We start from the raw sequence: 24,671 nt of genomic DNA on the forward strand, positions 1-24,671 counted from the left end.
AGAGTGAGGTTAAACGACCCTCTAATCACCGAGTTTACTTTTAAAGGTGAAATTTATTCGATTGATCTATCTTTTGATAATGTGTTAGATGTTTTTGATGTTCTATATGACGAGGTTCTCAACCCTCTTGAAAAAGCAGAAACTGCATTAAACTTACTAATCGGTTGCGTTCCTGATTCTGATGTAATTGATATGTGGAATTTAATATATCAAGAGTTTATTAAAATTGAAAACGAAACGTCAATAGAATATGACCTTCAAGGCAATCCAATGCCTGTTCAACAAGAACATGAGCAACTTATTGATTTAAGTATAGATGCAGAATCCATATATGCCTCTTTTCAACAAGCCTATGGAGTGAACTTGTATAAAGAGCAAGGAAAGCTTCACTGGCATGAATTTCAATCCTTACTCAACGGATTGCCAGATGAAACGATCATGAAGAGGATTATTCAAATTAGGGCATGGAAACCGAAAAATACTGATTCACCTGATTATAAGGCTAATATGGAGAAACTTCAGAGGAAATATTCTTTAGCTCGGGAGGAGGTGGAATAATTGGCAGATGGATCAATTAGGATTGAGATTGAGGTTGATGGCAGACAGGTAACAGTTGCATCTAATGCATTAGATAGGTTGGGAGATTCAGCAATTAGGTCTGGCCGTGGAATGACAGTTGTAGAAAATAGTATGGATAGTATTAGTGATAGTAGTACTCAAGCAAGCTCTAGTGTGCGTGGTGCAGGTAGTGCTATTGAAGGATTAGGAGAAAGTGGTTCTAGGGCAAGTAGAGATTTAAGGGGCGTAGAAGGCAGTGTTGATGGCTTAGCTGATAGTAGTACTAGTGCTGCATCTAGCGTTCGCGGTGTTTCAGATAGTTTGGACGGCATGGCAAGCCAAGCTCAAGAGGCGAGTCAAGAGGTGTCAAATGTTGGAGAAGAAACCGGTAGAGCCTCATTCGGCATAAAAGAGTTAGCCACCTCTTTGGGATTGGTGGCAATTGGTACAGCGGTATTTAATGAATTAAAAAACTCAGTGGATGCGGCAATTGCACGTTTTGATACACTTAATGCATTTCCAAAAGTACTACAAGCCTTAGGGGTTTCTGCTGAGGATTCAGAGAAAGCGATGAATAAACTTTCTGAAGGTATCGATGGATTACCAACTACACTTAATGATATCGCTGGCAGTGCTCAAAGAATGTACACCTCTTTTAATGACATGGATAAGTCAACAGAGTCAGCGATTGCATTAAACAATGCATTGCTTGGCTCGGGTTCTAGTGCAGAGGAAGCAAAGCGTGGAACTGATCAATATATTAAGGCTTTACAGACCGGAACCATGAATATGGATACTTGGAACACATTATCCGAAACGATGGATGTCGGTTTGATTAAGATTGCTGAAGGTTTTGGATTTGCTGGTAAAAGCGCTAAGGATGATTTATACAACGCTTTACAAGACGGGGCTATTACTTTAGATCAATTCAATGAGAAACTTATTGAAGTTGGTACTGGTACTGGAATCATGGCCAAACTTGCAAAAGAAAATAGTTTAGGAATTGCTACTTCTTTAGGAAACTTACGAAATGCAGCAGCAAAAGGGATTGCCGATATCATTAAATCTTTCGATAAGCTATCCCAACAGGTAACTGGGAAAGATATCGCTCAAAATATTGATAGTTTAAAAGCAATAGTTAACCAGTCATTTAAAGTGGTTGGTTCGGTGATTGAAAGCACAACACCAGTCGTAAAGGCTTTTGGTTCTGCGGTAGGAGCAGTTATCCCTGTAGCGAAAGCTTTATCCCCGGTAATATTGAGCATGGTATCAGCATATGCAGGGCTAGTGATAGTCACTAAAGTTATAGCGTCTATTAAATCAATGAATGCAGTAATTACAACTGCTATTGCATCACAACAAGCTTTAACACTAGCTACACGTACTCAAATTACAGCACAAATGACATCAACTGCAGTAACTAGAGCTGGTGCCGCTGCTACGGTAGCTCATACAGGCGCTATTACATTAAGTAGTTTAGCTCTGGGTGTTTTAACAGGGAAAGTCAAGTTGGCAACTGCAGCGAAAATTGCATTTGCCGCTGCAACAAAATTGGCTATGGGTCCAATTGGTTGGATCACACTTGGTATAGGTGCATTAGTAGGTGGAGTCATTGCATTAGTAAAATGGTTTAACAAAACAAGTGAAGAAGCTGAGAAATTAAATGCTGAGACTGAAAAGCTTGGTGAATCTGTAAATTCATTAAATGATCAAATTAATAATAACGCTGAAGCGTACAAAAAGAATCAAACTGAAATTAATGCATCAGCTATGGCTAACGAAGAATTAGCTAAGAAAATAGAAGAACTAGCCGGAAAAGAAAAGAAGTCTGCTGCTGAAAAAGAAATACTTAACTCCTATATCGAACAATTAAATGGATCCATAGATGGTTTAAACCTTGCTTATAACGAAGAAGCAGGGGCGTTAAGCATGTCATCGAAGGAAATACAAGCCCGCGTTGAGTTAATGAAGGAACAGACATCTTACAATGGTGCGTTAGAAAGACAATTAGAAATATCAAAAGAGCAAAATGAAATTGACATGCAATTAAAAGAAATAAATGCCTTACAAGAAGACTGGAATCAGAAAAAGGCAGAAGGAACAGTTAAATCAGGAGAATATAAGGATGCGATGGCTGCTCTTGATGAACAGGAGGCATCTTTAATTGATACTCAATCACAGTTAGCTGTACAACAGAAGGTTACTGAAGAGCAGATGGTCTCCTCTCAAGAGGCTATTACAGAGGCTGTTAAGAATGGTGTCAATAATCAAGTGATAGATTTTGAAAGATTATCAGACACTAATAAAGAGATCGTCGAGTCCATGAAATCGACATGGGAGAGTTACAAAGAACAAGCTACGAATATGTTTGATACCCTTAGTGAAAAATCAAAGATAACTGTTGCAGAAATGACGGAGAATCTCCAAACGAACCAAGAGATTATTAGCAATTGGGCAGAGAATATTGCCACTTTAGCTGAGCGTGGTGTTGATGAAGGTTTGCTCAATACTTTAAGAGAAGCAGGTCCCGAATCAGCAGGACACGTAAATGCATTAGTTAATGCCTCTGATGAAGAGTTAAAAAATTTAAGTGAAGCCTTTCAAAAAGGTGGAGACACAGCTACTGATGCTTTGAGCAAATCCTTAGGTATTGAAGAATCAGGTGTAATGGAAGCTGTAGGACATTTAGTAACTGGTATGGAACAATCCTTAGCTGAAGAAATACAATCAGCTGATTTTAAATCACTCGGAAAGGCAATGCCAGAAGGAACAGCAGGAGGGATTGAAGAAGGATCACCACAAGCACAAAATGCTTCTAAAAATATGGCAAAGGATACGGCAAATGCCTTTAAGCAAGAAGCTGGAATAAATAGCCCTTCTAAAGTTTTTAAGGGTTTTGGCTCTAACATTACAGAAGGTTTAGTTCTTGGTATAAACGAAGGTAGTAATGCTGTTTTGCAATCAGTTCAAAATATGTTCAAAGGTATTCTTGAAAGCTCCGAAAAGAATTTTAGACAAATTTCTAAGGGGCATGATAATTCAGTCAAGATTATAGAAAAGTCGCTCAAAAAGCTACCACTAGTTACTCAACAAGCCATGAAAAACATGCTTGGTAGATTAAGAGCAGGGTCAAATGATCAAACCAAAACAATGAGGTTGTTAGCGAAAGATTTAGTTACTCCGTTCAACGGTACAAGAGGTCAATTTAATTTAGTAGGTAGGAATGCCATGGCTGGTTTAAATCAAGGTCTATTAGCTGGTAGAGGTGCAGTAATGTCTACAGCCAGGAGTATAGCAAATAGTGTTGCAAGCACCATGAAAAACGCTTTAAGAATCCATTCCCCTTCTCGACTAATGAGGGATGATGTAGGTCGTTGGATTCCCGAAGGAATTGCTGTAGGTATCAGGGAAAACGCTAAATCAGTTTATAAAGAACTAGATACCCTGTCTAACGGAATGATTTTAACATCAACGGCCGAACAAGCTTTAGGCACATCAAGAATGGCACATAGTGGCATGGGGAATCAGCTTGTAGATGCTATTAGAGGATTTCAAATTCCTACACAAAATGAAGGTAATCAAGGTGAACCAAACAGTAAGCAACCAGCTGTTATTTCACTTTATGTTGGTTCTAAAGAAGTCGCAAGAGAGATAGTTGATGATATAACTAATCTACAAAACCGTTCCAACAATCGTAAACGAAGAAGACCAAGGTAGGGGAGGTGAGAATATGATTTTTAACGGTATTGAAAAAGACTATATCAGGGTAATAGCTGATTTATTTAGACCACCTTCGCCTCCTATTATGTTTGATACATTCAATATGTCAAAAAGTGGAACTAGGGTTAGAAAAAAGAAGTTAATGGATGATAACTTACAAGTGCCCATTAGGATTTCTAGCAATCAAAGAATAGAGTCATTGAAAGAAGATATGTCCACATGGCTTATTCATGATGAACCGAAAAAGTTGATATTCAAGGATAACCCTGACAGGTATTACCTTGCCTATTACGAAGGAATGGAGTTAAGTGAACGCCCCAAATATGCAAAGGGATACATCAACTTTTATTTACCACAAGCCTATAGGTTTGGATCTGAAAAAATAATCAATGTTACCTCACAGCCTTCTGTTCATACAATTAGTGGTCAGGTGGAAGTACCTTGGACAATTGAAGTTGTCTTTACTAAGGCTACAAATACTCTAGAAATAGAAGGAAGTAATAACTTCTATCTGCTATTAGCATATGAGTTTGTAGTTGGTGACAGGCTTACACTTAAATTGGATGGGAGAAAGGCATTATTAAATGGTGAAGATTTAAGACATTCTTATAGAATGATTTCTAATTTTGTTCATTTGCAACCTGGTCCATTTACGATAAAGGCAAACCATAATTGCACTTTGAAATATGTCGAGAGATATTATTAATGAGGTGAGAAATCCTTAGGGAAAGGATGTGATAGATTGAGTGAATTGTATGTCTTTAGCCAAAGGGAAAAACACTTAACCATATTGTCAGAAGACACAGGGCTAGTCAGTACGAATTACCGGATAGAGGTAAATAGCGTGCCGGACAAGCCTTTTTCTTTTACCATTGAGGCAGACCACGAAAATACTGTACACGTAAAAGAAGAAAATAAAGTCGTCTTTAAAGATCATGAAGGCGATTGGCGGTTAATGGTTATTCGTGAAATTGACGATAGTGATGGCATAAATGGACCAATGACAATAGCAACCTGTGAACCTGTATATCTAGCTGAGTTAAATGATCATATTGTTGTCGATAGGCGATTTGTTGATAAAACAGCAGATGAAGCACTAGATGCCGCATTATTAGGTACCCGTTGGATTGGAGAAGTATTGGTATCATTAGGTTTAGCCACTACAAACTTTTATTATTTATCAAGTGTAGAAGCTGTATGGGATATCCTGTCTACTTGGGGTGGAGAAGTAAAAGATGTTGTGGATTTTGACGAGCGCACTAATGAAATCAAGGCATGCAAGATTCAGATTTTACAACGTCGTGGATATGAACATGGTCAACGGTTTGAAATTGACCATAATACAACAGAGATTGGTCGAACCATTCTAAGCTATCCAAAGACAGCGTTATACGGTCGTGGTTCATCCTTACCAATTGAAGACGATGAGGGCGAACACACAGGTGGGTTTACCCGTTATATTGATTTTGCGGATGTTGAATGGTCTGTTTCAAAAGGTCATCCTGTTAATAAGCCAAAAGGACAAGTATGGGTCGGCGACCCTAAAGATATCCCCATTTTAGGCTATGAAGATGAAAACGGGGAGATGAAGCATCGTTTTGGCATCTATAGCAACCAACAATATGAAGATCCAGAAGAGTTGTTATGGGCTACTTGGGATAACTTACAGACTATAAAAAAACCAGAAGTCAATTATCGACTTGCTGCCGAACTGTTTGATGAAGAAGTATTCCTTGGTGACACCTCGGTTGCTATTGACCGTCGTTTTGCGCGTCCTATCGAAATCCAAGCTAGAGTAATAGCCATGGAATATGACATTTTAGACATTGACGGTACCACGGTTGTAGAGATGGGGCAATTTCTCGATTTAGAGGATGATCGGCTTGAAGAGTTAAAAAAAGAAGTTGAACAAATCCGTGATCGTCCACAACAAGTCACAGAGGGAAGTTTCCCAGACATCAAGCCCACTATTCCAATAAATGTTGAAGCGATAAGTGGAATGGGAGCTATACAATTATATTGGGACTACGGCAGTTCGATTTATGTAAAACACTACGAAGTATATGGCTCACAATTAAAAGACTTTGTGCCAGATACACAGCACTTATTGTGGAGGGGAAATACTAGTGGTTTTCTCCATTCGGTTGGTACTGATCAAGTTTGGTATTACCGTATACGGGCAGTTAATCAGCATGGAACCCCAAGTGACTGGTCTGTGCAAGTTATGGGAGCAACCCACAGGGTAGTCAGTGATGATATATTATTCGGACCCGATATAGCTGCCGAATTGAGAGAGCTATCAAAAACTGCTGACATACTTGCTGATGGCACTATTTACGCTGATATGATTCGCCAAGATGTATATAATCAAATTCAAGCTGATTCAAAGCAATATACAGACGCTGAGATAACAGCAACAGAAGTTAGCTTGATGTCTGAACTTGCAAATAAAGCAGGCTTTGACTATGTGGATGGAAAGATATATCTGGTTAATGAGGAATTGATTAATAAGGTTGATAATGGAGTTTACCAGAATAAAATTCTTCAAATTGATAACAGCCTAGATGGGTTGTCTTTACGAGCGCAAAATGTGGAAGCTAATGTTAATGAATTAACCGGTGAAGTTGGTAATGCTATTAGTCAAATTGCTGCAGTTGATATTAAGGCTAATAAGATTTCTACTAGTGTAAATGAGCTTAGGTCTGATTTTAATAATTTGGAGATTAGTGGACGCAATTTAGCAAGAAGGAGTCTCGTTGCACCATGGGGCAATACTTATCAATTTGATGCATACACCTATACCATAGAGTCAATGGGTTCATCTGGAGCTGGTTTACGTTTGAGCAATACGATATTTAAGCCATTCACTGAATATATCCTAGCGTTTAAGATTAGAAAAATTTCTGGGAATATTACTACTATGGGTGGTCATAGCCAATTATCTTCGGGTAATCCAGTGTCTGTTTATAGAAATAATGAACTAGTGAGTGATGTGTGGACTGTTGGCTCTCCTTATCCCAATGATGAAGAAATCTATGATTATGAGATACATTTTACAACAAATGGTATGACAGCCACAGATACGCATCTGTATATCCAGCCTAATAGATCCAGTGGGTCTGGTGGATATGTCCCAATGAAAGCAGAAATATGGGATTTACAAGTGATAGAAGGCAATAAACTCGCTGGGTGGTCCCCTCCACCAGAAGACATAGAAAGCCGTGTTTCATCAGCAGAAACAAAAATTGACCAAACAGCATATGACTTAACATTTAAAGCATCCACTCAAGAAGTTAATTCATTAACCGGTAGAATGACTTCAGCAGAATCATCCCTAAGGCTCTTATCAGATGATATTGAATTGAAAGTAGACCGAGATGGGATTATTGGTGCGATCAATGTACAACCTGGAATAGTTAAAATCCAAGCAAGATTACTAGATGTTGGTGATTTTACTAATCTCGTAGATAATGGAACATTCGAAGATGATGCTCCTAACGTTACAAACAAAGTAACTGGATGGATAAACGAAAACCCAAGTAACTCAGTTTTTATGGTATATGATCAAACAACATGGGGCTTACAAAACGGCTCAACAAAGACCATGGTTTTATGGGCAAATTCTGTTCGAAATGTTGATGTCATGCAAGAAAGATATATCCAAGTAAGTGAGGGGGATGAGCTTTACTTTGAATGGGAGTATCGAAATCACAATACTGCAGGGACTGGAAGACAAACTTTTGGTGTACGTAATTACTCTCCTTCTAAAGAACATCATAGTTGGGGAACAGCTTTCACTACAACAACCAAGACTGTAAATTGGACTAAAATGAATGGTTCATATAAAGTGCCAGCTGGAGTTGGATATATTAGAATTCGCGTTACATTTGAAAACAATGGAGAAACTTCTAACCGCCTATATGTTGATAACCTTGTCGTTAGAAGAAAAAATAACGCAGCATTGATTGTAGATGGATCAATCACAGCAAACTTAATGGCAGCAAATAGTATTACCGCACAAAACGGCGCATTAGCAAATGCGTCTATTACGCGTGCAAAATTACAAGATGCCATTATCGGAACTGCTCAGATAGATAATTTAGCTGTTACAGCTGCGAAAATTGCAAGCGTGAATGCTGACAAAATCACTGTGGGCGCTTTACGTGGTATTGACGTATATGGTTCTAAGTTCCGTTCTTCTGACGGATTAACTAACTTAGAAATCATTGGTGGTAATGTCCGTCTTACGCAGTCTAATGGGCAATATGTAAATGTTAATCCTGACGGTTTATTTGGATATAATTCAGGTGGTTCTCAACGATTTAGAGTAGATAAATTATTGGTTACTAGTGCAGCACTAGGGACAAGTAATTCGAATGTTTATCTAGCTCCTGATGCAAACAATGAAGCGCGTGTTGTTGATGTTAATAGTATTCCATCTGATGGTGCCGCAGAAAATTATACTTATCGACCGATTAGGGCATTGGGTTATCGCTTTAAACCTGGTTTACACGGATATATAGGCGTAGATACAGACAGAGAAGTAAGAATTACATCTCTAGGACTTAGACAAGACGATGGATCGGTTATTTATCGTGCACTCAGGGCAGCAGGGATTTACGCTGACCATATAAGTATAAACAATACAACAACCGGTGCGAATTTATATGCTAGACCAGCTAATGATGGTGAACTCAGGGTAACACGGGTTGATACTACTGATGATTACAGACCTGTGCGCGCGAGTGGCTTTCTTGGTACGTATATTGACAGGTCAACTCATGCTGATGGAAGCCATATATATGTGAGACCAGCTGGAGACCCAGGAGAAGTTAGGGTAACGGTGCGAGGTACTACGGATACTTGGAGACCATTGCGAGCAAGCGGGTTCTATGGAAACCATATTAGTATTAATGGGAATACAGATGGAGTACATTTATACTTAAGACCATCAAGTAATGGAGAGGTTCGAGCTACTGCGTCTGGTACAACGGGCACATATATACCAATGCGCGCTTCTTCGTTCCCTACAGGTTCTTTGGCTGCATTCAAACAGGATATAAAAGTGTGGACAGGTAGTGCTTTAGATATCATCAACCGTTCAACAATTTATGAATATCGTTTAAAAAGCGAAGTGGAAAATGGTGTTTCTCGAGCTAGACAAGGTCTTGTAATTGGTGATGGGTATCGTATTGCACCAGAATTAATTGATGGTGATGGAGTAGAGCAATATCTCATGAATTCAATTAATATGAAAGGCATTCAAGAGCTTGATAAAAGAACCCTTGAACACGCTGACGAAATTAACTGGCTTAAGATAGAGAATCAGCATTTAAGACAAAAGGTTGCAAAATTAGAAGAAAAAATAAGCGCCGCATAAATTAGGAGGTTTTAAAATGAAAGTAGAAATCGAAAACGGTAAATTAGTAGCTGCAATTAACTTTATGTATGATCTAAAACTAGCAAGAAAACACTCGCGTTTCCGTCGCCATTTTATTAACAAAATGACTGAGAGACTAAAAACTGTAGAAGAAGATCGTAAAGAACTTGCAAAAGAACATTCCCATAAGGACGAAAAAGGAGAAGCAATCGTGAAAGATGGTCAATTCGACATCAAAGACATGGTTGCTTTTTCTAATGACTTAAAGGAATTGAATACTGAAAAACTGGTAATTGAAGGTGGTGATAATCGTGAAATGATACGAACTATCAAACACGTTCTAAAGAAATTCGAAGATGTTGAATACGAAGGACAAGACTCAGATATTTACGATTATCTTTGTGAACAATTTGGTGTAGATGAAGAAGAAAAGGGAGATGAAGAATAATGTTTGATATTCAAATTACAGGTACAAATATTCGCTATGCTGATGATGGTATTTCAGTAGTACATGTTCAATTTAGAGCCAATGATTCAGAGTCAACAGTCACATTAAATGGTTATATTCCAATATCCGCAGAGGATTATCAAGGAAATGAATCGATTCCAGCATTAAAAAATGTAGTACGAACTAAATTGATTGAACGACTAACACCAGAAGCCGAGTAAGGCTTTTTTATTTTGGATAAGGGGGAGAGACATTGGAGGCGGTGGAGATGAACGCACAGGATAAAGAAATAGCAGAAATGAAGCAGGATATAAAGTTGCTTGAAAAAGATGTAGCAGATTTAAAAAATAAGACATCTGTTCATGAAGAACAAATTAGAGCAATTAATAAATCACTAGACAGTATCGAAGGCAATACAACATGGATTAAACGCGCCATAATAGGTGCGATTATTACAGCGGTTAGCACTGGCTTAATTGGCGGGGCAATCGCTCTTTTTTATAACGTGATAGGAGGATGAATAGATTGAAAATGGACAAAGGGACAGTAATTAGAACAGCAGTATTATTGGTGGCAATTGTTAATCAGTTCTTGGTAGCAACAGGATTAAATCCAATCCCAGGTAGCGAACAACTATGGGGTGAAGTTTTAAGTACTGCATTTATTGGTGTGGCTGCAACATGGGCATGGTTTAAGAACAATTACGTAACAGCAAAAGGTAAAAGGCAAAGAGCTGCTTTAAAAATGAAAGGTTTGACTAAATAAGGCTGTCCCAAAGGGCAGTCTTTTTTATTGTCATTAAAGGAGGTGGTTTCTATGTGAATTTAGTTAATGTGTACAAACGTTACATTTGCCATTGGAATACTTATATATTAAAGGAGAGGTTTAATTATGGTTAAAATTTATATTGATCCAGGTCATGGTGGTACTGATCCAGGTGCGGTAGGGAACGGTTTACAGGAGAAAGCATTAACTTTGCAGATTGCTACAAGGGTACGTGATTTATTAAGAAATTATAGTAATGCTGATGTTCGTATGAGTCGTACAGGAGATCAAACTGTATCACTTGCACAAAGAACTACTGATGCAAATAATTGGGGAGCTGATTTCTTTCTATCTATCCACATCAATGCTGGTGGCGGTACAGGTTATGAGGATTATGTCTATCCCGGAGTAGGTGCTCCCACAACAACATATCAAAACCGTATTCACGAAGAGATTTTGAAGGTAGTAGACTTTCGGGATCGGGGTAAAAAGCAAGCTAATTTCCATGTGCTGAGAGAAACAAGAATGCCGGCTTTGCTTACTGAGAATGGATTTATTGATACTGTGGCAGATGCGAATAAATTGAAACAATCCTCATTCTTGCAATCTATTGCTCAGGGACACGTAAACGGCTTAGTTCGTGCATTTAATCTAACACCATCTGGTGGGGCGGTTTACCATACTGTAGTTTCTGGTGATACCGTTTATGCATTATCAAGGAGATATGGTAGCACTATACAAAAAATTCGTAGTTGGAATGGTTTGGATGAAAACTATACAATTCGTGTTGGACAAGTTTTAAGAGTGAAATAATACTAAAAAGCCCTTCTTAATCGAGAGGGGCTTTTACTCTTGTAAGATCATGCACTGTAGAAAGAAACTATTCCTAAAACTGCAAATATGAATAAGATACCAACTACTGTAATAATACTAATTCTTAACTTGGTCAAGGCGAATCACTCCTGCATTAAAATAGTTTATAAATTAATATTTCGTTTATCATCAAGTTTATTCCTTTAGTAAAATTACCTCATTTAAAATCTTTTCATTCCTTCAAATGCCTTCTGTAAGGATTCTTTTATTGTGCTACCTTCAACCTTTATCCCTCCATTGTCAGATGTTACAACAACGGTGGGGTTTCGACTTTGGGCAAAAATATAGTATTTACCCCCTCTCTCATTAGTAATAGAAATATACATTTTCATAGGTTTCATGGAATCATTCCTTTTTATCTATTAGTATTTAGGTATAAAATACCTATTTTGTAAAAATATTATTAATTTCATTGAAATTTTCTAAAAATTTAAATAAAATGTAATGTGTTAAATATATCATATAGAAAGAGAGAGAGAGAGAGATGAAAAAAGGAAGATTATCTAAGGGATTAAAGGGGTTAATGGTTTTAATTTTATTATTTTCTTTAATAGGGAACATACCAGTAAGAGCTAATGCGGAGGAACAAGAGGTAGATATTGATTTTGAAAATATAGAATTAACCGCTGAAGAAGAAATACTGGCTGAAGAGCTAGCTTCAGAGTTACAGTTTCTTGTCGAAGAGGGAGCAATAGTTGATGAAGAAAATGATATTTTACTAGGATTTGATGAAGATGTACTTGATGCTAGATATACTGGAAAGGCAGAGTATCAAGACATTAAGAATATGTTAATTACCTCTGGAGCATTTATTGATAAGAATGATCCAGGAAACGGAGCAGGAAATGGGGGAGGTAACGGAGGCGATAATGATGTTGAACCTCCGGAGATTGAAATAATGGCACTGAAAAAGGAAAACCCTAAATTTACTGCTGCTGTTAATTCTTGTCTTAAGAGTGAAGTTAAAGCTTCTTTTGGATTAACAGCAACTACAGCTACTGTTGAAGGTATTAAATCAATGATAAAGAAAGGACAATATAAAAAGGCTGCACAAGCGATTATAAAGTTTGGTATTAAATCAAGTATTGTCGGTACGGGTGTACTTATGGTTTGGATTGTAGCAAACTGCGAAGAGAAAGCATTGAAAAAGCATAAAAAATGGCTTTAAATAAATATTGGCGGTGAGAGTAAGTGTCAAATAAATTCAGTTCACTACTAATTTCATACCCTATTACCTTTCTTATTGTTTCTATAATTTGGTGGTATATCAAGGGGACACCAGAAAAGTTTTTTGATACAACCTCATATTTAGGATGTTATTATATTGTTGCATCAATTATTGTTTATATCGATATAAAGACTAATGAGAAAAAACAAAAAAAGACTTTAAAAAGATGTAATGAGGAAGAAGTTACTGAATAAAATAAGCCCTTCTCACTTGAGAGGGGCTTAAAAATCTTCTTAGTTATCGCTAGAATTAAGCCGAATTACGCACAAGTTTCTTAATCATAACTTTGGATATTTATTTGAAATGGATGATTCTAAGGAACACTCTTTATCTGAAAAAAATAAAGTGATAATAGTCTCTCGTCAAAAATTTAACTATTCGTATCATTTTTTCTTTAAAAGTTGGTTGAGTGTATCTTGTAATTGTTCAACTTTGGTATTTAAGTTTATCATTTCTTGTTCATTGCCTTTTACTAATACTAAAATTTGATTGGGACCAGTTCTTTTAATAACTCTAAATCCAGTTTTTGATATTGTCGCAATTCCTTCATCATTCGATTGACAGTACCCATTCTCTTCACAAGTTCCATCATCTCTCACTAAGATTTGTCCAATAAGCCCCACAGCCATCCATTCTGGACGTTTATATCTTGGGATATATTCTTGATCAGGGTTCCATTTCGGATTTATCAGAGGTTGAATCTCTTTTTTGGAAGAAATAATTTCTTTTCCCTCTTTATCTAAAATAGGTGGTATTTCTACTTCTTGATAAGTCCTACGACCCCATTCATCTAACTGATATCTTCCTTGCCAATTAAGGCCAGCACTATTACCTATAATACTCGGTGTAGCGCTAGTAATACCGAGAACATAGTCATTTGATGATGTGACTTTTCTGATTTTATTGTTTTCTAATGTAACAAAATAACCCACATCAATTGGATTTCCGTCAATACTCTCAAACATCTCAGCGAAGTCTGCACCACCAGTATTATAAGAAGCTCCATCAATATACATTTCTCCATTACTTGCTAACCACTTTGCACCTAATCCCCTATTAACACTGTCTGTACCGTTTCCAATATACCAAGAATAGTCTTCTTCTGCATCACCATATCGCCCCATAATATGAGTAGCTGTAAAACCCGCTGTACTAGTGTTTATTCCTTCTGCATGTGACATTTGCCCACTTGCGGTCGTAAATATTCCCTCAGCGTGTGAATTAGCTCCACTTGCAGTATTTTCTTGACCTTCTGCATGTGCATGATCCCCTGTAGCTATGGTCAAGTACCCTTCTGCATGAGATCGAATTCCAATAGCTGATGTTTGATCACCTTCAGCGTGAGCGGAAGGTCCAGATGCAATGGAAGAAAATCCTTCTGCGTGAGAAAAGGCACCGCTCGCTTCGGTTGCGTATCCTTCCGCATGCGAATTCTCTCCACTTGCTATGGTCTCCTCACCCTCAGCATGTGAAGCATAACCTATTGCTCTCGTATTGGCTCCTTCTGCATGTGTAGCATATTCCTCAGCAGAACTACCTTCACCTTCAGCATGTGAATAGTCCCCAGAAGCACTAGTGTTGCTTCCTTCTGCATGTGCTCCTGGCATAATAGCAGCTGTATTTAAACCTTCCGCATGGGAACCAGCACCACTGGCTGTAGAATTATTACCTTCTGCATGCGCCGCCTCTCCTGAAGCTGTTGAATCAAAACCTTCCGCGTGAGCAGCTAGCTCACTAGCTATTGTATTGGCTCCTTCTGCATGAGAGTTATTCCCCTCAGCTAATGTATTAACCCCTTCTGCATGAGAAGCAGTTCCATTAGCTGTAGTTTCAATTCCTTCTGCATGTGAAGAAATTCCAGTCGCATTTGCATTCACACCTTCAGCATGTGAATAGTCCCCTGAGGCTGTTGTGCTTTGTCCTTCAGTATGTGAAGCGATGCCTAAAGCGCTTGTACTATAACCCTCCGCATGAGAGCCGTTTCCACCTGCTACTGTACTATTCCCTTCTGCATGTGTATCTTCTCCAGATGCAATGGTATTATAACCCTCAGCATGAGCAACAAGACCACTGGCTATTGTAAGTGCTCCTTCTGTGTGTGATGAATTACCAATAGCTTGAGTATTGTAACCTTCCGCATGAGAGGCATCGCCGCTTGAACTCGTCCCACTACCTTCCGCATGAGAGGCTTCTCCACTAGCTATGGTATTGATTCCTTCTGCTTCAGAACAAATACCAGAGGCATTTCTATTGCAATAAGCCATATTATCACTCCTTTTTAGTAATAGAATAATATATTCATTAATAGTTTTAGATGTTTGGACAAAACCATTATAAAATTAAAAAAGCCCTTCTCAATCGAGAGGGGCTTTCATTCCTTCAAATGCTTTCTGTAATGCATCTTTCATTGTATTACCTTCAACCTTTATCCCTCCATTATCAGAGGTTCCGACAACAGTTACTGGATGACTTTGAGCAAAAATATAGTATTTATCACCTTTCTCATCTGTAACAGAAACATACAAGTCCTCTGGTTTCATGACATCATTCCTTTATCTATATGGTTATATTACAAAGGAAATAATTTTTTAATTTAATTTTGACTTTTATTTCTTTGACGAATAAACCAAAGTGATGACAATCCCAAATATAAGAAAACACAACCAAATACCAGAATTAATTTTAATAGAGATCCCCAAGAGTCAATTAAATCTTTAAAGAGGGCAGGATAATCAATTATGTATTCAGAAATTCCTAAGCTAAAAGCTAAAAATAATAAAATAAATGCAACCACAATTGATGGATGTTTTTGTGTTGTTGTACACTTACAAGGGTCATTTGATGAACAGCCACAACTTTTTAAAGATAATCCAGTTAATTTAGAAATTCCATTTAATAAAAGAAAAATCAATAAAACAATTGCTCCAATTGCTAAACTAGAAAATACAAGGAGTTTTCCGGTTTGTACACCATTTATATTCCCTAAAATATTCCTCAAAATGTCTAATCCACCAAATGCTGATAACATAATAGCGCTAAAAATACCAAGTATTGTTACGAAATCTGTAGTCAACTTCTTTGATTTTTTTTCTAATTCGGAAAATTTTTCTTCGTGTAAATCGTTACTTTTCTCAATATTTTCAATAGAAGAAGATGCTTGTTGGATATGTTGTGTAAGGCTTCCTAGTGATTCAGTATAATCCCGTTTAACATTATCAAGATGCGAACTTATATAGTTCTTTTGATTTATACAAAGGTTGATATGATCATTTAATTTGTGGAAATTTTTAATATGCTTAGAGCTGTTAGCATCAGATATGTATATTACGCCTAAAACATTATAGGCAAGTGTTTCATTTCTTTCATCTTCAAGGCTAAACACGATTTGACTAATTATTGAATACTCATGTCTTTCATTCTTAGTATAAAAACACTCGAGTTTATCAAATACCTCTTCGTTTTTTGAATATTCAAACGAAAAGTTAGTCGATAGCTCGAGTAATTGATCTTCGAAGTTAACCTCTTGCATATTACACCTCAAACGAATTAGGGTGCTTTATGAAAAAGTCCCTTAGTTCTGTTTTATTGTAATATAACCCTTTTACGCCATTATTTATATTAGGTTCATCCTCTTTCCATGGTGTATGTTCATGAGTTGCATTAACTAAAATAAAAGGACCGATACTACTATATTTATCAACAATAGTGTTAATAACATTTTTGTCATGTTCATCGATAATATCTACATTAAAAGAGCTAACACTTACCTTACCTGTATCATCAATACTAATCCTGTTTGGAATGTATTTTATATTATTTGAACCAAATTCTTTATATTCATGATATACACTTTCAACAACAGGGCCCAATCGCCATTTAGAGATATCATCAGTAAATAAAGTGGAGTCATTAACAAGATAATGCGCTTCGAGAAAATACAAGATTTTCTGTAACTTCAAATGGGATATATTTTTACCGGTCTCAATACAATAGTGAACAATGTAGTCTGCAACGTCTAATGCACGATAAACAGTCACTAACACCCCTCCTATTTTTTGAATTTTCAGATATACATATACATCTATATTATTATAATACATTCTTTTTACTAATATTTCTATCCATAAAAAGGAATTAAAACCTTTATTTTGACTATTAGTGTCTTATGTTTAAATAAAAATCCAATAATTCCTCACATTTATTCCTAATCCTCGGATTAAAATAATTATGATGCTCATCATAACCTTTGTAATGAAACTCATACATGGTAAACGACTCATCATGTCCAATCTGATTCACTCTCATATTCCCTTTTCTCATCATATCTTTAACTTCTTTCAGATCACGCTGTACCTTCTTTATTGTATTTTCCATCAAGGTAATATAAGGCTGTTTAATCTTAAACGGCGACTTTTCAATGATCTTTAAATCTCTTTCAAGAATGATAATAATCATCGGCAAGTATATTGCTTGCTCTAGCACATCACGATCAGCTTCATTAATCCTAGTCATGTTCTTAAACCCTTTCGACAGATATCACTTCATCAATGTGGAATTTTAAGATTTTTAAATCGTTCGTTTCCAAGTGAATGTTCATATTAATATGATCGATTTTATCGACAATGCCCTCAAAGGTTTTTGTGGACCCATCAACCCAAATGGTCATTTTGATTGTAAGGGTGTAGTTTAATGATTCCATCGTTATTATCTGTATTTCTTGAAGTTCTTGCTCATCTAACTCTGGCTTTTTCACTTTTTCATATTCGGCGGGTATCTGCTTAAGTAATTCGGTGTGTTCGCTCATAAAGAACCCTTGCCATTTCATTTTTCCACGGTCTCGAATCATAAACTACATCTCCTTTTTTAATATTATATGCGAACTTTTGTTCTTAATTCAATTGAAATCGAACAAAAGTTCGTATAAAATAATGGTAAGGGAGGGCTAATCGATGAAAGGTTTACTTATTAGAGGAGTTAACAATAAAAAGGAATTAGAAATGATTTATCTGGATAACAAGGGAGATATCAGCCAGAGAAGAATTAAAATTTTGTCCGTTTACGAAGATTACTTTCGTGCATATTGTTTTACCAAGCGACAGCAGCGCACTTTTAAGGTGAGTAACATCTTATCGATTGGTCCAGTCAGCAAAGTAAAGAGAGGAGCTTGATCATGGGAGTGAAAATGCCGAAGAAATCAAAACCTCAACGACCTTCAAGGGATGAATTTGAATTAGAAGAGCTGGGAAATGCAGTAGTTGAGGCACATAGGGAGAAAAAGGAAGTTTTAATATTGTTGTGGCAAAAAGATCCTATACAAGGAAAAATCGTTAAGCTTGATGGACAATCTCAATTAATACATATTGAAAGTAGTTATGAAACGATTAGGGTGAAATTTATAGATATATTATCGATACAGAGCGCACCTCAATAGGAGGGCGCTTTTTTGTTTGAAAAGTATATCACACACTTTTTGCATGTTTATTAAAAGTGTAAGGGAATGGACTAGAATTTAGAATGGAGCACTCGGGTATGTGCTTATACAAATTATGCCGATGTTGTTGAAAGTTTTGAAAGAGGTTGGTAGTGCAATATAAAATTGACCTACTTTTGACCAACTTTTAAATATCTTTTTGTATAGCTGGATATATCTTTTTTTCGAGTTTCTTCTATATATAATAGTTTTATGAGGATAGCTATATTTGAGTGCAGGTATGATATGAAAGAACGTAAAAAATACGGTCTTAAAGGCGCTCGTCGTGCACCTCAGTTCTCAAAACGTTAATATACCAACGTTTCAAGACCCTCGAACAGTTTTGTTCAAGGGTCTTTTTTTGATGCGAAAAATAAGTTTTGACCTAATTTATTCCCATGTATTTGGGGAGTATTCAGCGGTTTTTTGAGGCATGAGTAAATACATCCATTGTTGTTTGAATGTATTTTTATGACCCAAACTAACTTGTACTTTTTTAATGCTTGCGTCAGGTGAAGGAGAGAAATTTTAACTTGTATTCGATTGTTAATGCCAATATACTTTTAAACTATTGTACAAGAATAAATAAAATAAGCTGCTCACATAATAGGTCTAGATACTTTATCTGGAGGTGAGAAAAGAAGTGGGAAATATAGAAAGAAATCTTGATGATAATATCCGGCATATTAAGGAATTATTTAATAATACATCAGATTTAGTTGTGAAAAGGTTTAAGTTAGGTTTAGAAAAGAAAGAATATGCTGCGATGATTTATATTGATGGTATTATTGACTCAGACATAATACAGGATTTTGTGTTGAAGCCATTACTTAATACAAAAACTTCTGACAAAAAACAAATAATAAATTATATTACTGAAGTAATTGAATCAACAAATATCAATATGTGTACAAAACATAATGAAATAACAGATGCCGTTGTTAATGGTAAAACTACAATTTTATTTGAAAATCATGACACTGGAATCATTATAGATGCTCCAATGTGGCAAGAAAGAAGTCTTGAAGAAGCTCAAGGTGAACGTGTAATACAAGGGCCGATTATTGGTTTAACAGAAAAACTTAAAACTAATATAAATATTTTACGATCCATTATAAAATCACCTAATCTATGTGTAGAAAATAAAGAGATTGGAGTAATTTCAAAAACACAAATATCAGTTGTTTATATGAATGGAGTCGTCGATAAAGGAATACTAGAAAAGGTTCAAACTCGTATAAGAAATGTTTCCGTTAAATACATATTAGAAGCACGGATTATTGACGTTATAATTGAAGAAAAGAAAAATTTATTTAATTTAAATAAATCAACAGAACGCCCTGATGTACTTGCGTCAGCTCTGTATGAAGGAAGGGTGGGCGTTATTGTAGATGGTACGCCCTTGGCCATTATAACGCCAAACTTATTTATAGATTCTTTTCAAACTCCTGATGATTATTATTTTAAAACAGGTCGTTTTACAACTCGATTAATTCGTTTATTTTGTTTTTTCTTATCTGTATATTTGCCTTCAATATATCTTACCTTAGAAAAATTCCATCAAGATGAATTTTCTAAGGAAGTAGTAAAATCATTATTCTCTGATGGTGAAATACTACCTGCATTTTGGGAAATGACCTTTTTAATATTTTTATTGAAAATACTTACAGATGCTTCTTTTCGAATTCCTAAAAGTGCAATAATTCTTGTTTCATTAGTTGCAACTATTGTAATTGGTGAAACAGCAGTTACAGCTAAACTTATTCACCCAGCAAGCCTTATTACCATAGGAATTACTTTTTTATCCAGTTTTCTTATTGTGTTTAGAGGTTTGGGGAATGCAATGGCGACTTTACGTTTTCTTTTTGTAATCATTTCTCTTTATTGGGGGTTTGGTGGTTTAATAGTTGGAACAACAATTCTCATATTGTATATGGTAAATCTCAAGTCTGCAGGAGTCCCTTATCTTTCACCTTTAATTCCTTTTAGATATCAAGAGTTAAAGGATACTTTTTACAGAGGAGATTTAAAATCTTTAACAAATAGTAAGCATACTTACCCTGATAATAATGGTTGAAAAATTGTTATTATTTGTTATTGTAATAGGGGCTCATGAACTAGTTTTTAATGTGCTTAATCAGTTGGTGGAAGTGCATACAAAATTGACCTACTTTTGACCAACTTTTAAATATTTTTATGTATAGTTAGATATATCTTTTTTTCGAGTTTCTTCTATATATAATAGTTTTATGAGGATAGCTATATTTGAGTGCAGGTATGATATGAAAGAACGTAAAAAATACGGTCTTAAAGGCGCTCGTCGTGCACCTCAGTTCTCAAAACGTTAATAAACCTTATATACCAAGGTTTTGCCCTCTATGCTCTTATGAGCAGGGAGGGCTTTTTCATGTATAAATTTAGAATTGAATACCCTTTGAATACCCCAAGCTAAAATTTCATGTACTTCTGGAACATCTCGGCTGTTTTCTCCTTCGCTTCATCGGTCACATAATGTACATATCCATGTTAGAGTGTTATCGTGGGGTGTGGGTAATAATTATTGTCCAGGGATTAATTAATGCGCACCCACAGCATATTATTATATTTTTTTAAATTGAAATGAAAAAGCGTATGATATAATCGGAAAAGACCTTAACATTTTATATGAAAAAAAGAGTCTTAATAGACTCTTTTTAATTAAGTTTTATTTTCTTATAGATTCAATTTGATCTAACTCAAATTGATATTTACTTAGCTGCAATTCGTTAGTTAATAGTTCAAAGAACTTTCGGGTATTTCTAAGAATATCATCAATTAAAACATCACTATTAACGACTATAGACTTTTCATGAACACTAAACTTAGCTTTGGTCCCTTCCTTCTTCAGTTCGACCTTCATAGGCTGACTAGGAAAATAAAAGGATGCTTGACCATTTTCCTTGAACTCTTCAACTAAATTGAGCATATAAGACAATAATGTTGGCAAATCATCCCAAAAGGAGAAATCAGTTAGTGGCTTATAATTATACTCAATTATAACTCCACCATCTAAATTTAGAATACCGTCATCAATACTATCACTATTAATAATGTCTTTTATTGAATTAAGATTCTCATTTAAAACCAAACAATACTCATCTGTATTATTTTTCAATTTCTCTAAGTCAGTAACTTTCTTTTTAAGTATAAAAACATCAAATTTTAAATTTCCCATTACTCATCTTCCTTATTTAGGGTATAGTTGTTTGATATGTCCTTTAGTAATTCCCATAACATATTCAACTCCATTTACTTTACCTTCAACCTGGAATGTTGAATTTGTTCCTTTTTTAGATAAGGTAGATTTTTTGTTTTTAGCAATTGTATGCGCAATGTTTTTCACATCATTAACACTTAAATCAGGGTTATAGAATGTTTGATCTTTTTTAACAGAACCGTCCCAATGTTTTGGGTGATGTCTCTCAAGCATATGTTTCATATCTGTTTTAGTCAACTTAAAAGTATGACTACCCGTTTTATATGCTAGTGTTTTATAGTTTGCTAGTGCATTTGTTACTTTTGATTTTGGAGCCTTTTTAAATACCTTTGATCCATATTTAATTACATACTTGCCTCCACTTAGTACAACCTTGCAATTAATGGCCAAAAGAAAGGTTGAATTCCTGTAAATTCTTCATCGGATTCAAACGGAATACTTTTCCAATCAATTTCATCCGTATAATTATGTTCAATCAAACTCCAATCAATTTCCTCAACTTGCTCAAAAATTTCTGGATTTTCTTCTTCCGTAATCCAGTTCTCATCTTCTTCGATAAGTAACCATTCTAATCCCGCTTCATTTTCTACTCCCTATAAACAAAAGCGAAAAATAAGTTTGACTGTTTTTCTCGCCTTCAGAAAGTTCCTTTAAAACGGTTTAACTTATTATCAAATACACTTTTTCCCCTCTTATATCATCAATTAATTCAAATAAATCCTCCATACTACGAGTAATCCGAGTTAAGTTAAGTCTGTAACATAAATAATGTCACCTTCCTGTAAATCTCAAACATTTTTTTGAAGTTGCTCACGATTCTTTGTTGCTCCAGAAATTTTTTCTTCAAAAATAATATCGATTTCGATTTCGTTCAGTTGCTGAAATTACCGTGAAGGATTTTGCCTAGTCGAACTGACACGTATTTTACTGTCCATCTTGAGCGCACGTAATATCGCTTTGAATACTTAGTGTCTATGGATTATCCAATTTAGTTTAAAGAAATAATTGGAAATGGTATCCAAGAATGTATTGACATTTATATTTAACAATTGTATTGTATTTTTAAGTTGATTTATAAATCCAAATATTCATATATTTTAAAAACAATTAGAGGTGACCATAATGAAAATTAATTGGAAGCAACAAAAGGCCATTTCCAATCCATTACGTTCAAGGATCATTGCATTACTATATGAAAAGCCTATGACACCGAAACAAACCGCCGATCTGTTAAAGAAGAACCCAGGTACCATTTATTATCACATCCAGCAACTTGTAAAACATGAAATTCTAGAAGTAGACAGTGTCAATACTGATAAGGGGATAGTAGAAAAATATTATAAGTCTAAGGCAGTAACTTTCACAAACCCAGAGCAGGAAACACCTCCAGAACATGTTGAGCAAAGAATGGCAACTGTTTATCTTTCTCAAAAGCTTGTTAACGAATTAAGCAAAGATATAGAAAAGCTTTTTTATAAATATGGACACTTGTCTTTCAAAGAAAGGGATGAAGAAGAACAATTATCATATTCTATTGAGTTTCTAATTAAAAAACATATTAATGAGGGGGAAAAAAGTGAAGAATAAATTAAAGCCATTTATGTTAGAAAGAAATTTTCTTATTCTAATAATAGGTGTTTTAATAAACGGAGTAGGAAGTGGTATATACTCTGTTGCGGGCATGTTGCTTGTTTTACATTTGAGTGGAAGCGTTCTTTATTCTGGATTCGCATTTTTTGCAATATCTTTTGCAGGCACATTGGCATTTTTAATTGCTCCATTAGGGAATTATGCTAAGTACAAAAATGGTTTAGTTTACAGTAACCTTATAAAGGCGATTTTATTAGTTACGATCCCAGTTTTACACTATACAATAGGAATAAATGTTTGGTATGTAATTAGTATGTTATTTATTACTGCCTTATTTACTCAATTTACGTATCCTATTGAATCAACCATATTACCAATCATCGTAGGACAGGACAATATTATTGAAGCCAATTCTTATTTACAAACGATTCGGGAAGCGATGGACATTGCATTTTTAGCACTGGCAGGGATTATCATAACATTTGTTGGAACAATACCGGCCATTTCAATCACTGCAATCTGTATATTATTAGTTTCTATCTCTTACGCCTTCTTCAATTTCGATCAACCATCGGTTAACAAGGAAAAATCAAGCTCTATAAAAGCGGCTTCTAGGGTTTATTTTCTGGACTTAAAAGCAGGTTTTAATTACATTAAAGACTCATTGATTCCGAAAATGATTTTTTCTATTATCTTCATAAACATTGCGATGGTTATTATGACAACAAATTTACCCGCATTCTCTCTTATGAAAAGTAATGGTGTTGAAGCTGCGTATGGTTTTTATTTAGCTTCCATGTCTATTGGGATAATGATTGGAACTATCATTACTCCAAGATTAAAACAAATTAATTTTGGGAAATTAATTATAGTGGCATTTATTGGCTCAGGAATCATGTGGATGGGTACAGCAACATTGCCACTTATACCATCGACCATTTTATTTAGTGCAGGTGCTATATCAATAGGGATACTGAATTTGCTAATATTTTCTGCTATACAGAAACAGGTTGAAACTGCGTACATTGGTAGGGTAGTGACCTTGATAACTAGTGCATCAGCTTTGGGAATGCCGTTAGGTTCACTAATAGGAGGGTTTCTAGGTGAAACATTCACACCAGCACTTGCTGTTATGATCTGTAGTATTTCTATGATAATTTTTAGCGTTTACTGGTTAAGTAGTTCTGTGTTACGTAAATTACCTAAGATTGATAGTGTAAATCTTTTCAAAGATAAAATTGAGGCTTAATTAATGGAACAATCTTTGTATCCAAAGATGACAAGGCTGTTAAAGGTTATAGTTCAGTGTTAAAAAAAATACTTCTAAGATTTAGAGACTTTGGTGGATTAGAGAACATTGATTTTGATTTTTAAGAGTAAATT

Annotated in this window: 24 protein-coding genes and 3 pseudogenes; 17 read left to right on the forward strand and 10 right to left on the reverse strand. The window is 35.5% G+C overall.

Going from position 1 to position 24,671, the window contains the following annotated elements; translation table 11 throughout:
• Positions 1 to 3: 3 nt before the first annotated feature.
• The 9 genes from MHI57_RS16085 (at position 4) to MHI57_RS16125 (ending at position 11,684) form a co-directional block, all read left to right on the forward strand.
• Positions 4 to 558 carry a Gp15 family bacteriophage protein gene (locus MHI57_RS16085; protein WP_340977219.1) on the forward strand — a complete coding sequence of 185 codons (555 nt, stop codon included), beginning with the start codon at positions 4 to 6 and terminating at the stop codon, positions 556 to 558.
• Positions 559 to 4,275 carry a tape measure protein gene (locus MHI57_RS16090; protein ID WP_340977221.1) on the forward strand — a complete coding sequence of 1,239 codons (3,717 nt, stop codon included), beginning with the start codon at positions 559 to 561 and terminating at the stop codon, positions 4,273 to 4,275. It begins immediately after the preceding gene.
• A gap of 13 nt (positions 4,276 to 4,288) precedes the next feature.
• Positions 4,289 to 4,984: a distal tail protein Dit gene (locus MHI57_RS16095; RefSeq protein WP_340977223.1), complete on the forward strand. Its 696-nt coding sequence runs from the start codon at positions 4,289 to 4,291 to the stop codon at positions 4,982 to 4,984.
• Between the two features lie 36 nt (positions 4,985 to 5,020).
• Complete coding sequence (locus MHI57_RS16100; RefSeq protein ID WP_340977224.1) at positions 5,021 to 9,658, forward strand: phage tail spike protein; 4,638 nt, start codon at positions 5,021 to 5,023, stop codon at positions 9,656 to 9,658.
• A 16-nt stretch (positions 9,659 to 9,674) separates the two neighbouring features.
• Positions 9,675 to 10,106 carry a hypothetical protein gene (locus MHI57_RS16105; RefSeq protein ID WP_251163190.1) on the forward strand — a complete coding sequence of 144 codons (432 nt, stop codon included), beginning with the start codon at positions 9,675 to 9,677 and terminating at the stop codon, positions 10,104 to 10,106.
• Entirely contained in the window at positions 10,106 to 10,327 is a 222-nt protein-coding gene (locus MHI57_RS16110) for a hypothetical protein (RefSeq protein WP_191813060.1), read from the forward strand. Before MHI57_RS16105 ends, MHI57_RS16110 begins: the two co-directional genes overlap by 1 nt.
• 47 nt (positions 10,328 to 10,374) lie before the next feature.
• Positions 10,375 to 10,626 (forward strand): hemolysin XhlA family protein, encoded by a 252-nt coding sequence (locus MHI57_RS16115; protein WP_340977228.1) that lies wholly within the window; start codon positions 10,375 to 10,377, stop codon positions 10,624 to 10,626.
• A gap of 11 nt (positions 10,627 to 10,637) precedes the next feature.
• Entirely contained in the window at positions 10,638 to 10,871 is a 234-nt protein-coding gene (locus MHI57_RS16120; protein ID WP_340978636.1) for a phage holin, read from the forward strand.
• A gap of 126 nt (positions 10,872 to 10,997) precedes the next feature.
• Positions 10,998 to 11,684, forward strand: coding sequence for an N-acetylmuramoyl-L-alanine amidase family protein (locus tag MHI57_RS16125; RefSeq protein WP_340977230.1), 687 nt, complete (start codon positions 10,998 to 11,000; stop codon positions 11,682 to 11,684).
• Between the two features lie 221 nt (positions 11,685 to 11,905).
• On the opposite strand, the gene MHI57_RS16130 is transcribed toward MHI57_RS16125, so the two are convergent.
• Positions 11,906 to 12,085: a hypothetical protein gene (locus MHI57_RS16130; protein WP_340977232.1), complete on the reverse strand. Its 180-nt coding sequence runs from the start codon at positions 12,083 to 12,085 to the stop codon at positions 11,906 to 11,908.
• A 143-nt stretch (positions 12,086 to 12,228) separates the two neighbouring features.
• On the opposite strand from MHI57_RS16130, the gene MHI57_RS16135 reads away from it, so the two are divergent.
• Positions 12,229 to 12,912, forward strand: a complete 684-nt coding sequence (locus MHI57_RS16135) for a hypothetical protein (protein WP_340977233.1) — start codon at positions 12,229 to 12,231, stop codon at positions 12,910 to 12,912.
• Positions 12,913 to 13,355: 443 nt separating this feature from the next.
• Here MHI57_RS16135 and MHI57_RS16140 read toward each other — a convergent pair whose 3' ends face one another.
• The 6 genes from MHI57_RS16140 to MHI57_RS16165 form a co-directional block, all read right to left on the reverse strand.
• On the reverse strand, positions 13,356 to 15,236 hold the full coding sequence (locus MHI57_RS16140; RefSeq protein WP_340977235.1) for a peptidase G2 autoproteolytic cleavage domain-containing protein: 1,881 nt from the start codon (positions 15,234 to 15,236) through the stop codon (positions 13,356 to 13,358).
• Positions 15,237 to 15,326: 90 nt separating this feature from the next.
• A complete protein-coding gene (locus MHI57_RS16145) occupies positions 15,327 to 15,512 on the reverse strand; it encodes a hypothetical protein (RefSeq protein WP_340977237.1) in 186 nt (61 codons plus the stop codon).
• 53 nt (positions 15,513 to 15,565) lie between these two features.
• Entirely contained in the window at positions 15,566 to 16,501 is a 936-nt protein-coding gene (locus tag MHI57_RS16150) for a hypothetical protein (RefSeq protein WP_340977239.1), read from the reverse strand.
• A 1-nt stretch (position 16,502) separates the two neighbouring features.
• The gene (locus MHI57_RS16155) at positions 16,503 to 17,009 is read right to left on the reverse strand and encodes a Panacea domain-containing protein (protein WP_340977241.1); all 507 of its coding nucleotides are present in this window, start codon (positions 17,007 to 17,009) and stop codon (positions 16,503 to 16,505) included.
• Between the two features lie 118 nt (positions 17,010 to 17,127).
• Positions 17,128 to 17,484 carry a hypothetical protein gene (locus MHI57_RS16160; RefSeq protein ID WP_340977243.1) on the reverse strand — a complete coding sequence of 119 codons (357 nt, stop codon included), beginning with the start codon at positions 17,482 to 17,484 and terminating at the stop codon, positions 17,128 to 17,130.
• Between the two features lie 4 nt (positions 17,485 to 17,488).
• Entirely contained in the window at positions 17,489 to 17,818 is a 330-nt protein-coding gene (locus tag MHI57_RS16165) for a YolD-like family protein (protein ID WP_340977244.1), read from the reverse strand.
• Between the two features lie 103 nt (positions 17,819 to 17,921).
• Between MHI57_RS16165 and MHI57_RS16170 the strand changes: the two genes are divergently transcribed.
• The 5 genes and pseudogenes from MHI57_RS16170 to rpsI (MHI57_RS16190) form a co-directional block, all read left to right on the forward strand.
• The gene (locus tag MHI57_RS16170) at positions 17,922 to 18,140 is read left to right on the forward strand and encodes a hypothetical protein (protein ID WP_340977247.1); all 219 of its coding nucleotides are present in this window, start codon (positions 17,922 to 17,924) and stop codon (positions 18,138 to 18,140) included.
• A 2-nt stretch (positions 18,141 to 18,142) separates the two neighbouring features.
• On the forward strand, positions 18,143 to 18,403 hold the full coding sequence (locus MHI57_RS16175; RefSeq protein WP_340977249.1) for a YolD-like family protein: 261 nt from the start codon (positions 18,143 to 18,145) through the stop codon (positions 18,401 to 18,403).
• A 285-nt stretch (positions 18,404 to 18,688) separates the two neighbouring features.
• A pseudogene (rpsI, locus tag MHI57_RS16180) lies at positions 18,689 to 18,754 on the forward strand (30S ribosomal protein S9); the annotation flags it as partial.
• Between the two features lie 331 nt (positions 18,755 to 19,085).
• Entirely contained in the window at positions 19,086 to 20,519 is a 1,434-nt protein-coding gene (locus tag MHI57_RS16185; RefSeq protein WP_340977251.1) for a spore germination protein, read from the forward strand.
• 205 nt (positions 20,520 to 20,724) lie between these two features.
• Positions 20,725 to 20,790: pseudogene (gene rpsI, locus MHI57_RS16190) on the forward strand (30S ribosomal protein S9); the annotation flags it as partial.
• Positions 20,791 to 21,146: 356 nt separating this feature from the next.
• On the opposite strand, the gene MHI57_RS16195 reads toward rpsI (MHI57_RS16190), so the two are convergent.
• The 3 genes and pseudogenes from MHI57_RS16195 to MHI57_RS16205 all read right to left on the reverse strand — a co-directional run.
• The gene (locus MHI57_RS16195; protein WP_289432572.1) at positions 21,147 to 21,656 is read right to left on the reverse strand and encodes a hypothetical protein; all 510 of its coding nucleotides are present in this window, start codon (positions 21,654 to 21,656) and stop codon (positions 21,147 to 21,149) included.
• 12 nt (positions 21,657 to 21,668) lie between these two features.
• Positions 21,669 to 22,088, reverse strand: coding sequence for a hypothetical protein (locus tag MHI57_RS16200; protein ID WP_340977255.1), 420 nt, complete (start codon positions 22,086 to 22,088; stop codon positions 21,669 to 21,671).
• 282 nt (positions 22,089 to 22,370) lie between these two features.
• Positions 22,371 to 22,633, reverse strand: a pseudogene (locus MHI57_RS16205) (recombinase family protein); the annotation flags it as partial.
• A gap of 187 nt (positions 22,634 to 22,820) precedes the next feature.
• On the opposite strand from MHI57_RS16205, the gene MHI57_RS16210 reads away from it, so the two are divergent.
• Entirely contained in the window at positions 22,821 to 23,285 is a 465-nt protein-coding gene (locus tag MHI57_RS16210) for an ArsR/SmtB family transcription factor (RefSeq protein ID WP_340977257.1), read from the forward strand.
• Positions 23,275 to 24,537 carry an MFS transporter gene (locus tag MHI57_RS16215; RefSeq protein ID WP_340977258.1) on the forward strand — a complete coding sequence of 421 codons (1,263 nt, stop codon included), beginning with the start codon at positions 23,275 to 23,277 and terminating at the stop codon, positions 24,535 to 24,537. Before MHI57_RS16210 ends, MHI57_RS16215 begins: the two co-directional genes overlap by 11 nt.
• The last annotated feature ends 134 nt before the right edge of the window (positions 24,538 to 24,671 follow it).

This window comes from Cytobacillus sp. FSL K6-0129 (assembly GCF_038007625.1).
Taxonomy (GTDB): Bacteria; Bacillota; Bacilli; order Bacillales; family Cytobacillaceae; genus Cytobacillus; species Cytobacillus kochii.

Coding starts and splice junctions, on each gene's coding strand:
- MHI57_RS16120 (WP_340978636.1), top strand. CDS start 10,638: ATGGACAAAGGGACAGTAATTAGAACAGCAGTATTATTGGTGGCAATT.
- MHI57_RS16095 (WP_340977223.1), top strand. CDS start 4,289: ATGATTTTTAACGGTATTGAAAAAGACTATATCAGGGTAATAGCTGAT.
- MHI57_RS16170 (WP_340977247.1), top strand. CDS start 17,922: ATGAAAGGTTTACTTATTAGAGGAGTTAACAATAAAAAGGAATTAGAA.
- MHI57_RS16145 (WP_340977237.1), bottom strand. CDS start 15,512: ATGAAACCAGAGGACTTGTATGTTTCTGTTACAGATGAGAAAGGTGAT.
- MHI57_RS16195 (WP_289432572.1), bottom strand. CDS start 21,656: ATGGGAAATTTAAAATTTGATGTTTTTATACTTAAAAAGAAAGTTACT.
- MHI57_RS16140 (WP_340977235.1), bottom strand. CDS start 15,236: ATGGCTTATTGCAATAGAAATGCCTCTGGTATTTGTTCTGAAGCAGAA.
- MHI57_RS16130 (WP_340977232.1), bottom strand. CDS start 12,085: ATGAAACCTATGAAAATGTATATTTCTATTACTAATGAGAGAGGGGGT.
- MHI57_RS16165 (WP_340977244.1), bottom strand. CDS start 17,818: ATGATTCGAGACCGTGGAAAAATGAAATGGCAAGGGTTCTTTATGAGC.
- MHI57_RS16210 (WP_340977257.1), top strand. CDS start 22,821: ATGAAAATTAATTGGAAGCAACAAAAGGCCATTTCCAATCCATTACGT.
- MHI57_RS16115 (WP_340977228.1), top strand. CDS start 10,375: ATGAACGCACAGGATAAAGAAATAGCAGAAATGAAGCAGGATATAAAG.
- MHI57_RS16160 (WP_340977243.1), bottom strand. CDS start 17,484: ATGACTAGGATTAATGAAGCTGATCGTGATGTGCTAGAGCAAGCAATA.
- MHI57_RS16105 (WP_251163190.1), top strand. CDS start 9,675: ATGAAAGTAGAAATCGAAAACGGTAAATTAGTAGCTGCAATTAACTTT.
- MHI57_RS16135 (WP_340977233.1), top strand. CDS start 12,229: ATGAAAAAAGGAAGATTATCTAAGGGATTAAAGGGGTTAATGGTTTTA.
- MHI57_RS16175 (WP_340977249.1), top strand. CDS start 18,143: ATGGGAGTGAAAATGCCGAAGAAATCAAAACCTCAACGACCTTCAAGG.
- MHI57_RS16150 (WP_340977239.1), bottom strand. CDS start 16,501: ATGCAAGAGGTTAACTTCGAAGATCAATTACTCGAGCTATCGACTAAC.
- MHI57_RS16125 (WP_340977230.1), top strand. CDS start 10,998: ATGGTTAAAATTTATATTGATCCAGGTCATGGTGGTACTGATCCAGGT.
- MHI57_RS16110 (WP_191813060.1), top strand. CDS start 10,106: ATGTTTGATATTCAAATTACAGGTACAAATATTCGCTATGCTGATGAT.